The sequence below is a fragment of the Serratia sp. 22264 genome (assembly GCF_052045345.1).
GTDB lineage: Bacteria > Pseudomonadota > Gammaproteobacteria > Enterobacterales > Enterobacteriaceae > Serratia > Serratia plymuthica.
The window spans coordinates 550,521-563,285 of sequence record NZ_JBQEOY010000001.1; the positions used below are offsets into that span (position 1 = coordinate 550,521).

Annotated in this window: 14 protein-coding genes; 5 read left to right on the forward strand and 9 right to left on the reverse strand. The window is 51.8% G+C overall.

Annotated elements, in window-relative coordinates:
* Positions 1 to 100: 100 nt before the first annotated feature.
* Complete coding sequence (sulA, locus tag ACTJJ1_RS02630; RefSeq protein ID WP_004942796.1) at positions 101 to 607, reverse strand: SOS-induced cell division inhibitor SulA; 507 nt, start codon at positions 605 to 607, stop codon at positions 101 to 103.
* A 233-nt stretch (positions 608 to 840) separates the two neighbouring features.
* Here sulA and ACTJJ1_RS02635 point away from each other — a divergent pair, with 233 nt between their 5' ends.
* Positions 841 to 1,500 (forward strand): TfoX/Sxy family DNA transformation protein, encoded by a 660-nt coding sequence (locus tag ACTJJ1_RS02635; protein ID WP_004942798.1) that lies wholly within the window; start codon positions 841 to 843, stop codon positions 1,498 to 1,500.
* Here ACTJJ1_RS02635 and yccS read toward each other — a convergent pair whose 3' ends face one another.
* The gene (gene yccS, locus ACTJJ1_RS02640) at positions 1,501 to 3,636 is read right to left on the reverse strand and encodes a YccS family putative transporter (RefSeq protein WP_440832281.1); all 2,136 of its coding nucleotides are present in this window, start codon (positions 3,634 to 3,636) and stop codon (positions 1,501 to 1,503) included.
* 26 nt (positions 3,637 to 3,662) lie between these two features.
* A complete protein-coding gene (locus tag ACTJJ1_RS02645) occupies positions 3,663 to 4,115 on the reverse strand; it encodes a YccF domain-containing protein (RefSeq protein ID WP_006324588.1) in 453 nt (150 codons plus the stop codon).
* Positions 4,116 to 4,281: 166 nt separating this feature from the next.
* Between ACTJJ1_RS02645 and helD the strand changes: the two genes are divergently transcribed.
* Positions 4,282 to 6,336, forward strand: a complete 2,055-nt coding sequence (helD, locus tag ACTJJ1_RS02650; protein WP_004942808.1) for a DNA helicase IV — start codon at positions 4,282 to 4,284, stop codon at positions 6,334 to 6,336.
* Positions 6,337 to 6,369: 33 nt separating this feature from the next.
* Here helD and ACTJJ1_RS02655 read toward each other — a convergent pair whose 3' ends face one another.
* Both ACTJJ1_RS02655 and ACTJJ1_RS02660 read right to left on the reverse strand, forming a co-directional pair.
* On the reverse strand, positions 6,370 to 6,828 hold the full coding sequence (locus ACTJJ1_RS02655; protein WP_004942809.1) for a methylglyoxal synthase: 459 nt from the start codon (positions 6,826 to 6,828) through the stop codon (positions 6,370 to 6,372).
* A 122-nt stretch (positions 6,829 to 6,950) separates the two neighbouring features.
* Positions 6,951 to 7,622, reverse strand: coding sequence for a DUF2057 family protein (locus tag ACTJJ1_RS02660; protein ID WP_020453770.1), 672 nt, complete (start codon positions 7,620 to 7,622; stop codon positions 6,951 to 6,953).
* Positions 7,623 to 7,881: 259 nt separating this feature from the next.
* Between ACTJJ1_RS02660 and ACTJJ1_RS02665 the strand changes: the two genes are divergently transcribed.
* A complete protein-coding gene (locus ACTJJ1_RS02665; RefSeq protein WP_020438813.1) occupies positions 7,882 to 8,295 on the forward strand; it encodes a CoA-binding protein in 414 nt (137 codons plus the stop codon).
* A 58-nt stretch (positions 8,296 to 8,353) separates the two neighbouring features.
* On the opposite strand, the gene hspQ is transcribed toward ACTJJ1_RS02665, so the two are convergent.
* Positions 8,354 to 8,671, reverse strand: a complete 318-nt coding sequence (gene hspQ, locus ACTJJ1_RS02670; protein ID WP_004942817.1) for a heat shock protein HspQ — start codon at positions 8,669 to 8,671, stop codon at positions 8,354 to 8,356.
* Positions 8,672 to 8,732: 61 nt separating this feature from the next.
* Complete coding sequence (rlmI, locus tag ACTJJ1_RS02675) at positions 8,733 to 9,923, reverse strand: 23S rRNA (cytosine(1962)-C(5))-methyltransferase RlmI (protein ID WP_004942819.1); 1,191 nt, start codon at positions 9,921 to 9,923, stop codon at positions 8,733 to 8,735.
* Positions 9,924 to 10,160: 237 nt separating this feature from the next.
* Between rlmI and ACTJJ1_RS02680 the strand changes: the two genes are divergently transcribed.
* Positions 10,161 to 11,129, forward strand: a complete 969-nt coding sequence (locus ACTJJ1_RS02680; RefSeq protein ID WP_020453771.1) for an acyltransferase family protein — start codon at positions 10,161 to 10,163, stop codon at positions 11,127 to 11,129.
* Positions 11,130 to 11,247: 118 nt separating this feature from the next.
* Complete coding sequence (gene yccX / locus ACTJJ1_RS02685; protein ID WP_004942821.1) at positions 11,248 to 11,526, forward strand: acylphosphatase; 279 nt, start codon at positions 11,248 to 11,250, stop codon at positions 11,524 to 11,526.
* 3 nt (positions 11,527 to 11,529) lie between these two features.
* Here the strand turns inward: yccX and tusE are convergent, their stop codons facing one another.
* The gene (gene tusE, locus ACTJJ1_RS02690; protein WP_004942823.1) at positions 11,530 to 11,859 is read right to left on the reverse strand and encodes a sulfurtransferase TusE; all 330 of its coding nucleotides are present in this window, start codon (positions 11,857 to 11,859) and stop codon (positions 11,530 to 11,532) included.
* A 111-nt stretch (positions 11,860 to 11,970) separates the two neighbouring features.
* The gene (yccA, locus tag ACTJJ1_RS02695) at positions 11,971 to 12,630 is read right to left on the reverse strand and encodes an FtsH protease modulator YccA (protein ID WP_004942825.1); all 660 of its coding nucleotides are present in this window, start codon (positions 12,628 to 12,630) and stop codon (positions 11,971 to 11,973) included.
* Positions 12,631 to 12,765 lie beyond the last annotated feature (135 nt).

Here is a 12,765-nt window from a genome sequence, read left to right on the forward strand (position 1 = left end):
ATTTTTTCGTGCGGAACCGCAGTGGCACTCGCTTTGCACCTGATCCATCAAAGGTTCCCACCCAAAGAGATAAAAATGATGGGAAAAATCCTAAATTTACTTAATGATACAAAGAAGACTGAATTTTTAGCATGGAACACTGTCCGTGAGTCGGGTTTGTGTCACGTTGTGGACGCATAATGAACCCATAAGCGTTACCCAATTCTGCTGCACGCCGTAATTTTAGACGATCTTCTTCCGTAAGATCGGGCAACCACCCGAGAACCACACTGTAGTTACCTGTCAGAAGTGCCTTTTCCATCGCTTCAACGGTGGCAAGCGGAGTGATTTGGCTCAGTTGCACGACCTTATTGATTGGCAAACCAGACTGCTGTAGCCACAATCTACTGAGTTTTTGTTGTGGGGTTAGCCATAACAGCCAGCGTGACTGTCTGCCTAACTGTTGCAACAGGGGGAGCAATAGTTGCGCCACCGCGGGTTGATGCTCGTTGTAAACAAGTTCACTGATAAGGCCATTTTCTTTACCGGCATCCGAGTTTTCCGCAGCATTGCTCGCCGCAAAAGAGGTCTGGCTGAAATGGGGTTTGTAGAGTGATTGAGTACGCATAAAGTATCCCGCCCGTAGTGTCACTGTATGTTTATACAGTACATCTGGACATGAATAAGATCAACTCAAATTTTCGTAGTGCCTCGCATAATTGCGATTATTTTTTAGACGTCCTGTTTTTATGATTGGCAGGGCTGCGGATAGTGCGTATTTTTCTAATTACTTGTTCACGTTACTTTTATTTCATTGATGTGAGAAATAATACAATTAGAACCTACACAAGGAGAAGCTTCATGAAAGGGACATCTACAGGAAGGGTCAAACAGGCCAAAGCGTGTTTCTACGCATTAGGGAGCATTACTACGCGCTCGCAGTTTGGCGGTTATGGGCTGCTGGCTGATGGCGTTATGTTTGGGGTGATAGCGGAAGACGAGCTGTATCTTCGAGCGACGGATAGCCTGGAGCCTGCCTTCCGCGCCCGTGGAATGGTCAATATGGTTTACTCCAAACGGGGCGTACCAATCACCCTGCGTTATTACTGGGTCGATGAGTCTCTGTGGCAGGCGCAGGATGAGCTTGTTGGATTGGCACGGCAGGCTATCCGGGAGGCCCGCCTGGAACTTCAGGTCAAAATGGGAACGCATGGCCGGCTGAGAACGTTACCGAACATCGATATCAACATGGAGCGTTTACTGTGGCGGGCAGGTATTCGCAATGTCTATGACTTGCGCTTGAATGGCGCCAAACGGAGCTATCTACGGTTGTTGCAGCAGCAACGCAATTTAGGATTGCGAGTGCTGCTTTCCTTAGGCGGGGCGATTGCCGGTTATCACCATGCCGCCTTGCCACTGGCCCTGCGCAGTGAGCTAACCCAGTGGTTCGAACATACCATGGTCCTGCTTAGTCATGGGCACACGCCTGGAATCAAGGGGTTGATGAAAGACCTCGCGTGATCATGCCGATTTAGCTATCTGCTCTTTTAACGTCATGAGCTCCGGCAGCAGATCAATTACCAACCCTATCTGCTGTAATACCAGTTGCTCTTTGCTTTCTGGTTCTGGAGCCGCGAGTTGGATGCGCTCGGCAAGGCTTTCTAACGCTTGAGCGATACGTCGGCCGTCTTGTTCTTCCTGATGCAAGGCGCCATCGACATAGCATACGGCATCATTCAGCAACTCCAGCGTTGCGGGATTGCTCATGTGTTCGCGGTGTGCGCCCAATGCGGAGATATAACTCAACAAGGTGTGGTTCAGGCATAGCAGGCGAAAAGCGGCATCCTGAACCACCTTATCGGCCTTTGGATCGGCCGACATGTTTGAAATCACCGAGGCCAACTCTGCGTCGCTGTTGTGTGCATCCCTGCGGGCGATACGGTACGGCAAACCGTTATCCTTACCCTGATGGTATTGCACCAAAATCGCATCCAGATACCGGCAGTTGGCATTCAACGTTTTGCTCACCACGGCCGCCAATTGGCGAAAATGCCAATCTGGCCAGATAAAACTCACGGCTGCCCAAGCGATGGCGCATCCCAAAAGGGTGTCGTAAACGCGTGGCGCAGCCACTTCAAAGCCCTCACCCAGCAGGTTAAAGCACAGCAGTACGAGCAGGGTGATAAACATGGTTGCGTGCGCGTACTGCACGGTACGAAAAGCAAAAAACAGGACGCCGGCAATGACGATTAACACCATCTGGCCTTCCTGCGAGGGGACAAAATAGAGGATCGGCAGGCCGATAAGAATACCGGCAAGCGTACCTATGATACGCAGCGCCAGCCTGCGGCGCGTGGCATTGTAATTGGGCTGGCAAACAAACAGGCTGGTCAGCAGGATCCAGTAACCGTGCTGCATGCCGGTAAACTGAATAAAAGCATAGCCGATGCACAGCACCACAGACATGCGAATAGCATGGCGGAATAAGGCTGACTGGGGCGTCAGATGGCGGCTAATGCGCAGGCGGATGTCGCTCCAGCCGGTGAGCCGGTCATCTGACAGACTGTTCTCTTCCGCCTGGCCGTCGGCCAGCGCCTGCTCGGATTCGATATTCGCCAACTGTGCATCAATCGCGCGCAAATTTTTCAACAGGTGCGATAGCGCTTTGGTCAACTCACGATTTTCCTGGGTGACGGCCACGCGGGCCAGCGCTTCATCAATGCGGCTGAAAGCCGGCTCAAAACGCAGGTTATGCTGGTATTTTTGCCGCAGCAGGATCGACTGAGCCAATTGCTGACAGGCGCGCGCTTGCATGCTGAGCAAGCGCTGGAAACGAAACAGGATATCGCTATGACGGAATTGTCGGCTTAGGGCCTGATATTGAACATGAGCGGAACTGGCACGCTCATGAATATCCTGCGCTACAAAATAATAATGCAGGGTACGACGGGTACCGCGCTGGCCGCGGTCGCCTTTAAGCCGCGTCAGCAATGAGACTTTGGTCTGGTTGAGAGTCGTCACCAGCGCGCTGTTGGCCATTGCCACATCCATCCACGGCAGGTCCGCAGCATGTTCGGCATCGGGGTCAAACAGGTTGGCCTTGGCATCCAGATAATTTGCCAACCGATCATAGCAGCGCGCCAAATTTTCCTGTAAAGGACGAATAGGAAAAATCAGATGACCAATCAGCGTCAGGAGGTTGTACCACAGGGCGCCAATGATCAGCAGTATCGGTTGCTGATACCAGGCGTCATACATTGAGGTGCCAAGCATGGTGTAAACCGCGATCAGCAAGGCACCAAACGCAATGGTGGCGTAGCGTTGCCCCAATGCCCCCAGTAAGATAAAGCCGCAGGTCGAGGTAGTCAGACCGAGGGCGAATAACCAAGGGTAAGGAAACAGCAGCTCAATGGAGGCGGAGGCTATAAAAAAACACACTAGCGTGATCAGCAGGTTACGCAGCCTGCCGCTCAGGCGGTCATCCAAATCCGTCAACGCCGCCGCTACCACTCCCAGAGTCAGGGGAATAGTGAGTTTTGGAATGGCCAGCCACCAAGGGACGGCGGCTGCGCCGGCCAGCGCAATAAAAATACGCAGGTTGTAAAGCAAATTGCTGTTGTAGGCATAACGGCGTATTGCGGGTGCAAAAGAGAGCACGAAAAACTCCTCAGGCGGAGAAAAAATTAACGCTGTTGGTACTGACGCCGGGCATTTTCAGTTCTGGCCTGCTGAGCCATCTCAACCGATACCACGCGGCGACCCACCGGCCACAGTGCGATGGCGGCGATCTTGAAATTGGCAATACCAACCGGAATGCCAATAATCGACACGCATTGCACTATGCCTGCGGCGATATGCGACAGGCACAACCACCAACCGAAGAGTACCAACCAGACAATATTCAGCAGTGAACCGCTGGCGGAAAGCAGCGCGTTGCTTTTTTCCGGATACAGCTCATTCACGTGAATGGCTTCGTTGCCGAAAGGCAGAAACGATAATTTGGTGATCTCCCAGCACGAGCGGGTCAGAGGCAGGGTAATAATCAGTATGACGCTGAATACCGTTGCGATCAGCCAGCCAAGGGTAGTGAAAAAACCGCCCAACACAAAATTAAGAATATTCAGTACAGTACGCATAGTCGTCATTCTGCTCTAATGATGGCCAAACCGCGAAGCGGTTGCGTTTGGTATCAAAACGCAAAATCTATTCTACCCTTTTTTTAGCGCTAGAGTGCCACTGCTTATCACAGGTAAACTGGCAGATATCCGTTATTTAATCTCAACATAGTCATGGCGCGCCGATATGGAACTTAAAGCGACATCGCTGGGGAAACACCTGGCTCAGCATCCTTACAACCGCGTGCGGTTGCTGCACGCCGGGGTTGAGGTGAGCGGTGAGAAACACGAATATCTTATTCCTTTCAATCAGTTGATTAAAGTCCGATGTAAACGCGGCATCGTCTGGGGCGAGCTGGAATTTGAGCTGCCCGATGAGAAAGTGGTTCGTCTACACGGTACTGAATGGCAAGAAACTCAGCGTTTCTACCACTACCTGCAACAGGCCTGGCAGCAATGGAGCGCCGAGATGAGTGAAATCAGCTCCGGCGTTTTACAGCAGCAGGTAGAGCATATCCAGCGTATTGAACAGCAGGATAAATGGTTCAAAAAGTCAGAACTGGGCAAATTGCAGCAGCAGATCCGACAGTCTTTTGGCGCCTTGCCAATGCCGGTAGCGCGGCTTGATGAGTTCGACAACTGTCGGGATGACTACCAGCTATGTCTGCAGTGGTTGCAGCATGGGCTGCGCAGTGTGGGGCAGCGTAATCAGCAGTGGACAGAGCGCATGCTGGAGACGTATCACGATTTCTTCCAGACTATCGAAAGTTCGCCGTTGAATGACTCGCAAAGCCGTGCCGTGGTAAATGGCGAAGACTCGGTACTGGTTCTGGCTGGCGCCGGCAGCGGCAAAACCTCGGTGTTGGTGGCGCGAGCCGGCTGGTTGTTGCGCCGTCAGGAGGCTGAACCCGGGCAGATACTGTTGCTGGCGTTTGGTCGCCAGGCGGCAGAAGAGATGAATGAGCGCATTCAGGAACGTTTGGGCAGCGTGGCGATTCAAGCCAAAACCTTCCACGCGCTGGCGCTGCAGATCATTCAGCAGGGCAACCGTAAAGTGCCGGCCATCAGCAAGTTGGAAACCGACAGCAAAGCCCGGCGTACGTTGTTGATTACCCATTGGCAGCAACAGTGCGCAGAGAAAAAGGCGCAGGCCAAAGGGTGGCGTCAGTGGTTGATGGAAGAGTTGGAGTGGGACGTGCCCGAAGGCGACTTCTGGCAGGATAAACGCCTGGCCGAGCGGCTGGCTGGCAGGCTCGAACGTTGGCTGGGGCTGATGCGGATGCACGGCGGCAGCCAGGCGGAAATGATCGAACAGGCGGATGAAGAGATCCGTGACCTGTTTTCAAAGCGCATTCGGCTGATGGCGCCGTTGCTGAAAGCCTGGAAAAGCGCACTTAAAGATGAGGGGGCGGTGGATTTTTCCGGCCTTATTCATCAGGCGGTCAATATTCTGGAAAAAGGGCGTTTCGTCAGTCCGTGGAAGCACATTCTGGTGGATGAGTTCCAGGATATCTCGCCGCAACGTGCACAATTGCTGGCAGCGTTGCGCAAGCAGAATAAGCAGACCTGCCTGTTCGCGGTGGGCGACGATTGGCAGGCTATTTACCGTTTTAGCGGTGCGGAGTTGACGCTCACCACGGCGTTTGCCGAAAACTTTGGCGAGGGTGCTCAGTGCGCGCTCGATACCACTTATCGCTTCAATGATCGTATCGGCGAGGTGGCAAACCGCTTTGTGCAGCAAAACCCGCACCAGTTGAAGAAACCGTTGAATAGCCTGAGTAAGGGCAACAAGAAATCGGTGGTAATTTTACCGCATGAACAACTGGAGAACCTGCTCGACAAACTGAGCGGTTACGCCAAGCCGGATGAGCGTATTCTGGTGCTGGCGCGTTATCACCATCTGAAACCGGAAGTGCTGTCGAAAGCGGCGACCCGGTGGCCAAAACTGACCCTCGAGTTTATGACGATTCACGCCAGTAAAGGGCAGCAGGCGGAGTATGTGATCATCGCCGGTTTGCACGAGGGCAGCGATGGTTTTCCTGCGGTAGCGCGCGAGTCGGTGCTGGAGGATGTCTTGTTGCCACAACCGGAAGATTTCCCGGACGCAGAGGAGCGACGGTTGTTGTATGTGGCGCTGACACGCGCCAAACATCAGGTCTGGCTATTGCAGGATCGCGAACGCCCCTCGGTGTTCGTTGAGCATTTGCAGGATCTCGGCGTACCGCTGCAGAAAAAACCTTAAGTTCACGGCCTGGTGTTTGCCAGGCCGCAATCACTACTTCAGGCGATCCTGCAAATAACGTTGATAATCCGGAATGGCGATTTCCACTTCGCGTTTAAACAGTGAGGAATCGATCAGGAAATCTGCGGTGGAGCGGTTGGTGGCGACGGGAATATTCCATACTGTCGCCAGGCGCAGCAGGGCTTTTACATCCGGATCGTGTGGTACCGCATTCAGCGGATCCCAGAAGAAAATAAGCATATCGATCTTGCCTTCCGCGATCAGCGCGCCGACCTGCTGGTCACCGCCCATCGGGCCGCTCAGCATGCTTTGTACCGGAATGCCTGTTGCCCGTTGAATCAGATTGCCGGTAGTGCCGGTGGCGTAAAGCTGGTGCTGCTCCAGGACGGGCTTATTGTCTTCAACCCATTTGAGCAGGGCTTGCTTGCGATGATCGTGCGCCACCAGCGCAATGTGTTTGCGCGCGGCGATAGTACGGGTGGTAAATTCCATCTCGATGTCCTTCGCTAATCGGGGGGATGTGCGACAGATTACTGAAACTGTTTTTCACTGCCTAGCGTTTACACCGGAAAATGCGAAGAAAGCGCGCCTTTGCGTAAAAGACGCCGGTCATCTTAATGGGTGGGTTGTTTATTGGCCCACTGCAGGAAACGTTTCTGAGTGTCTTTATCTGCCTGCTGAAACCAATATTGCAGCATTTGTTCGGAAACGTTTTCACCCTTCAACGTCACCGTGGGGGCGCTTAACGCCACGTTGCCCAACGGGGAGGACGACGTGCCGGTACGAACCTGCGCAAAGGACGGCACCGAGGCCGGGCGATTCTGGCTGTTGTAATCTGCCATCAGTTTTTCCAGATCCACATTGAGCGTCACGCCATCGGGGTGCAGCACGTCGTGTCTCATCGCCAGCGCGTTACCTTTTTTATCGATAACCTGATAATTAAGCGTTTTATCAAACCTCTGGCCATCACGCACATTCTCAATGCGTGGCAACTCGATGGCTACGGAGCTGACATTCTGCGTATTGAAGGTGGCGATAAGCGGTGGTGAGGCATAGGCCTTTACCTCATGCTGGCCCGAACGTACGGGCTTGACGACTTTAAACAGTAACTGATGCTGCCCGCCATCCAGCTCCAGGCTGTCGGCGCCTTTTAACAACGATCCTGTCATTTTCTTGCCGTCGACCACGAGCAGGTCGATATCAGGGGAGAGTCTCAGGGTCGTAGCTACGGCAGGCATGCTGATACTGACACTGAGCAGCCCCGCAACCATCAGACCAAATTTCATCGTTATCTCCTTATAAGTGGCATCGTCATTAGTGTCGAATACGCCATGGGGTGTGTCAAAGTTTTTCAGGATTACGTATTTATTTACAAATATACACATTTATATTCATCTTGACATCATTTGCCGAGTGAATGTTAGCAGTGACAGCATCAGACCGCAAAAGTGGCAGGGAGTTTCCGGGGGGCTGCGTTTAGCCGATTTAAGGGCAATGAGTTACACTCAGCGTAGGGAAGTCCCTGTCAACTTTTGGGAGCGGAAAATGCAAGACAACGAAATTGCCAGCCTGCTGCAACAGATGAAAACCATTGCGCTGGTGGGTGCCAGTGACAATCCGGCGCGCGCCAGCTTTGGCGTGATGGCCTATTTGCTTTCGCAGGGGTATCAGGTGACACCGGTTAGTCCCAAGTTGGCGGGGCAGACGCTGCTGGGCCAGCAGGTTTATGCGAAGCTGGCGGACATTCCGCATTCGATTGATATGGTTGACGTATTCCGTAATTCAGAGGCTGCATATGCGGTGGCTCAAGAGGCCATTGCCATTGGTGCCAAGGCGTTGTGGCTGCAAATCGGTGTCATTAATGAACAGGCAGAGGCATTGGCAAACGAAGCGGGGCTTAAGGTGGTGATGGATCGTTGCCCTAAAATCGAAATCCCGCGTTTGGGGCTTGAGCGCTGAGTAAAATAAAGGCCTGGCATAATGCCAGGCCTTTAAGGCGAGTTTCTCAGGCCATGCATCAGTTGCGCAGACGTGGTGCTTGTAACTGGTGACGGATGGATTCCGCCAGTTCATCCAGCGAGGGTTGTTCGGGGTGGGCGTCCTGGGCTTCCCCATCCAGCTGTGCTTCCGCCAGATAAGTGTGCACCGGTTGGCCTTCTTCGTCTTCCATCACCACGTGGTACCAAGGGGCGAACCGCAGATCGGTATTCGCCGCTATCTCATCCGCTTTGGGCTGCTCGAGGGAGTATTCAGGGTCAATATCGATAATCACCCCCAAATACCCCAGCAACTTATGCCTAACTTGTTGTCCGATACCGAATTTGCTGGCAATCATGATGACCTCCTGAGAAACAGTGCTTTACTCTCTATATGAGGGTAAAGCAGCGTATTTCAAGTTACATCACCCGGCACGCAAAGCCTTTCAAGTACAACCCTTCAGGATAAGTTGCGATAACCGGGTGATCGGCAGCCTGACGGTACTGCTCTATAAATTGTACATCACGCCCGGCATCTACAGCGGCGTCGGCCAAAATTTTCTGGAACAAATCGGTAGGCATCAGGCCGGAGCAGGAGAAACTGAGCAAAATGCCGCCCGGATTCAGCAACTGCAACGCCAGCATATTGATATCTTTATAACCGCGGCAGGCACTGGCCAGTTGGTTTTTGTTTTCGACGAACTTCGGCGGATCCATAATGATCAGGTCGAATTTTTCACCTTGCGTGCGGTAGGCGCGTAGCAACTGGAACACATCATCGCGCACAAACTCCGCTTTGCTCAGGTCCAACTGGTTCAGTTCGACGTTCTGTTTAGCGATATCCAATGCTGCTTGTGATGTATCTACGCTGATCACCTGTGAACAGCCGCCCATCAGGGCCGAAACGGCGAAGGCGCCGGTGTAGGAGAAGCAGTTGAGTACGCGGCGGCCGGCGGAGTAATTACGTGCAGCCAGGCGACTGTCGCGCTGATCGAGGTAAAAGCCGGTCTTGTGGCCTTGTTGGATATCCACCAACAGCTTCATGCCATGCTCGGTAATGGGCAGCAGAGCAGGGGGAAGATCGCCCAGCACCGGCCCCTGAGCCAACGGCAAACCTTCTTTTTTGCGCACCGCTACGTCTGAACGATCGTAGATAGCGCATTCTGGATAGCAATGCTGCAAGGCGGTAATCAGCGCCGCGCGTTGGTATTCGGCGCCGGCTGACAGCAGTTGCAAGACCAGGAAATTCTGGAAGCGATCGATGGTCACACCTGGCATACCGTCAGATTCGCCGGCAATCAGGCGATAGCCGTCCAGTCCATCACGTTTCGCTAACCAATCACGCCAGTTTTGTGCCTGCTGTAAACGGCGAATGAAGAAATCGATGTTAATCTCTTCGTCCTGCTGGAAGGTCCAGACACGGGCGCGGATTTGGGACTCCGGCGAGTAGGCGCCGCGCGCCAACCATTTGCCCTGGGCGTCGTGAATATCAATGGTTTCGCCGGAAAGAGCTTTACCCTCAATACGTTGAACGGCACCGGAGAATACCCACGGGTGGCGACGAAGTAAGGACTTTTCACGTCCTTTGGCGAGATACAGGCGTACGGTCATAATTAAGAATGCTGCCAGCTAAGAAAAATGAGCGCTATTGTCTGGCTGCAGTCGCAAAAATGCAATTCTAAATCGCCTTGAGCGGTTTTTACACAATGTAAGATTAATCTGATTTTTGTAATTTTTTTGTAATTTTTTTGTAAGCTTTAGGCTTTTTTGCATTGACAAAAGTCAGCTATTCTTCTGTTATTAACTACTTTATTTCCCATTCATCGAATCGTTTAGGATGTAGTTTACATGTCGAAGAAAAGAGATTTATCATTCGATTTATTGAAAGGAATTCTTATTTTACTTGTGATCATTGGGCATGTGTTGCCCGGCAGTGCTGACGCTGGGCTGCGCGGTGCGATCTATTTTTTCCATATGCCGTTGTTTTTGGGGGTGACGGGTTACTTTATTCGGCGTTATTTTCTTGATACTGGCGTGGTAAATATATTAAAGAAATACCAATGGAGGATGATTATTCCTTACCTGTTGGCATTCGTTGTCTATAGCGCATATGCTTTATATAGGGCGTATGAGTCTGATGGGATCAGCGCGAAAACGATAATAGGATTACTTTTGTATCCTTATTATCATCTATGGTATATCCCCGCGGTGATTATTTTCGTGATTTATACCTTATTTATCTATCGTAACAATTTTGCTCTGGGGTTATTCCTGTTGCTTTCCACCGTACTATCCGTGTGGTGGTATTGTTATGCAGATGTTATGGAGGATAAATATGCGTTATTGAAATTCATCGGAGATAAACGATTCTATTATTATTATTCGTTTTTCCTGCTGGGGTTCTGCATTGCCGACCGATCTTTGCAGATCAAGCCGTTGATATTTCTTCCTATAGTACTGGCTTCTGGTGTGTTGAGTTACTACACTACGAATGAAACTCTGCACGATGCGGCGTTATGGTTTATTTTTAATGCATCGTTACTTTGCATGTTACTTGGTTTGTGCAAAAAAATTAGCCTGGAGACCGATAATTTTCTGGTGAAAATGGGGCAGATATCGCTACCTATTTACCTTTGGCATGTACTCCCGATTCTCATTATTGGGTTGTTTTTTGAGGCAGAGACTCCTAATTTTTACATCGGTGTCGTAACCGCTATCATTGCACTGATACTTTGCTTCATCTTGCTGCATGGAAAAAGCCGATTTCTGGATTCTTATTTTTATGGCGAACGTGCCAAATGGCTGTCTGATAAGTAAATGTGAGTTATATGGCTGAATGGACTCGGCCTGATGTTACCTTCCGGCATTGTCCCCATTCTACAATTTTCCTGTCTTCTATGCTTATATACTTGAAGGGCGTCATAAGGAGACGAAAATGACACAAGTTTGCATTGCTGCGTATGTCTATGGCGCGGTGCAAGGGGTGGGGTTTCGCTATAACACTCAGCATCAGGCGACGGCGTTGGGGTTAAGCGGTTATGCGCGCAATCTTGACGACGGCAGCGTAGAAGTGGTGGCCTGCGGCGAACAACCGCAGGTGGATAAGCTGGTGGAATGGCTGAAGAACGGTGGCCCGCGCAGCGCACGTGTCGATCGCGTGTTGGTCGAACCCCGCGGCACGGCCGATTACCAGGGTTTCAGTATCCGCTATTAACCTTTAGATGCATTTTACCGGTTTCGGCAGGCCGGCGATTTTGGTTGCCTGCTTGGCCGGGCCTTTTGGAAACAGGCGATACAGGTAACGACTGTTGCCTTTCTCTTCACCGTATTTCTGCGCCATGGCTTTCACCAGCATGCGGATTGCCGGTGAAGTATTAAATTCCTGGTAGAAGTTGCGAACAAAACGCACCACTTCCCAATGCGCCTCGCTTAGCGTTATCTCTTCCTGCGCGGCCAGCAGCGGCGCCAGGCCCTCATGCCAGTCTGCGCTGTTTTTCAGATAACCTTGCGCATCAGTTTCAATAATCTGGCCTTCAAACTCCAACATACTGCCTCGATAACGAATGATTCAGAACGGTCGCCAGTTTAACAAACTTTTGGTTGTCGCAAAAAACAAAACCCCGCCGAGGCGGGGTTTGAACGTTTACCGAGCGTTGAATCAGTTGCTGCGCGCGAAGCCCAGAATGCTTAACAGGCTGATGAACATGTTGTACAGCGATACGTACAGACTGACGGTAGCGCGGATGTAGTTGGTCTCGCCGCCGTGGATGATATTGCTGGTTTCCCACAAGATTGCGCCGGCGGAGAACAGAATAAACAGCGCACTGATCGCCAGATGCAGGGCAGGAATTTGCAGGAACAGGTTAGCGATTACCGCAACCAGCAGCACCACAAAGCCTGCCATCATCATCCCGGACAGGAATGACATGTCCTTGCGCGTGGTCAGCACGTAGGCCGAACAGCAGAAGAACACCACGGCGGTGCCGCCCAATGCCAGCATGATCAGATCGCCGGCCCCGGTATTAATGAACGAACTGAGGATTGGACCCAGCGCGTAACCCATAAAACCGGTCAGCGCGAACGCCGCCAGAATGCCCGCCGGGCTGTTCGCCAGTTTGTGGGTCAGGAACATCAGGCCATAGAACCCGACCAGCATCAGCAACAGGCCCGGTGCCGGTAGTCCCAGCATGGTGCTGGCGGTCGCGGTCAGCGCGGAAAACGCCAGCGTTAACGAAAGCAGGAAGTAAGTATTGCGCAGAACTTTATGCGTGCTGAGCAACGAGTCGCGCGAGGAGGATGAGACGACAATGCGGTCCATAATGATCTCTCTTATCAGGTCATCACAAAATTAGTTCCGATGATAGGCAGCGCAAGCGTTTGATTAAAGTTTGTTTACCAATCTTTACCCTTAGTTATCATTGCTGTCACTCTGAGCTGTCGTTGGTGGTTTCTT

Excerpts from the sequence above, each read along its gene's own strand:
- helD (WP_004942808.1), top strand. The coding sequence starts at position 4,282 with ATGGAACTTAAAGCGACATCGCTGGGGAAACACCTGGCTCAGCATCCT.
- tusE (WP_004942823.1), bottom strand. The coding sequence starts at position 11,859 with ATGTTGGAGTTTGAAGGCCAGATTATTGAAACTGATGCGCAAGGTTAT.
- ACTJJ1_RS02660 (WP_020453770.1), bottom strand. The coding sequence starts at position 7,622 with ATGAAATTTGGTCTGATGGTTGCGGGGCTGCTCAGTGTCAGTATCAGC.
- hspQ (WP_004942817.1), bottom strand. The coding sequence starts at position 8,671 with ATGATTGCCAGCAAATTCGGTATCGGACAACAAGTTAGGCATAAGTTG.
- ACTJJ1_RS02680 (WP_020453771.1), top strand. The coding sequence starts at position 10,161 with ATGTCGAAGAAAAGAGATTTATCATTCGATTTATTGAAAGGAATTCTT.
- ACTJJ1_RS02635 (WP_004942798.1), top strand. The coding sequence starts at position 841 with ATGAAAGGGACATCTACAGGAAGGGTCAAACAGGCCAAAGCGTGTTTC.
- rlmI (WP_004942819.1), bottom strand. The coding sequence starts at position 9,923 with ATGACCGTACGCCTGTATCTCGCCAAAGGACGTGAAAAGTCCTTACTT.
- ACTJJ1_RS02645 (WP_006324588.1), bottom strand. The coding sequence starts at position 4,115 with ATGCGTACTGTACTGAATATTCTTAATTTTGTGTTGGGCGGTTTTTTC.
- ACTJJ1_RS02655 (WP_004942809.1), bottom strand. The coding sequence starts at position 6,828 with ATGGAATTTACCACCCGTACTATCGCCGCGCGCAAACACATTGCGCTG.
- yccX (WP_004942821.1), top strand. The coding sequence starts at position 11,248 with ATGACACAAGTTTGCATTGCTGCGTATGTCTATGGCGCGGTGCAAGGG.
- yccA (WP_004942825.1), bottom strand. The coding sequence starts at position 12,630 with ATGGACCGCATTGTCGTCTCATCCTCCTCGCGCGACTCGTTGCTCAGC.
- ACTJJ1_RS02665 (WP_020438813.1), top strand. The coding sequence starts at position 7,882 with ATGCAAGACAACGAAATTGCCAGCCTGCTGCAACAGATGAAAACCATT.
- sulA (WP_004942796.1), bottom strand. The coding sequence starts at position 607 with ATGCGTACTCAATCACTCTACAAACCCCATTTCAGCCAGACCTCTTTT.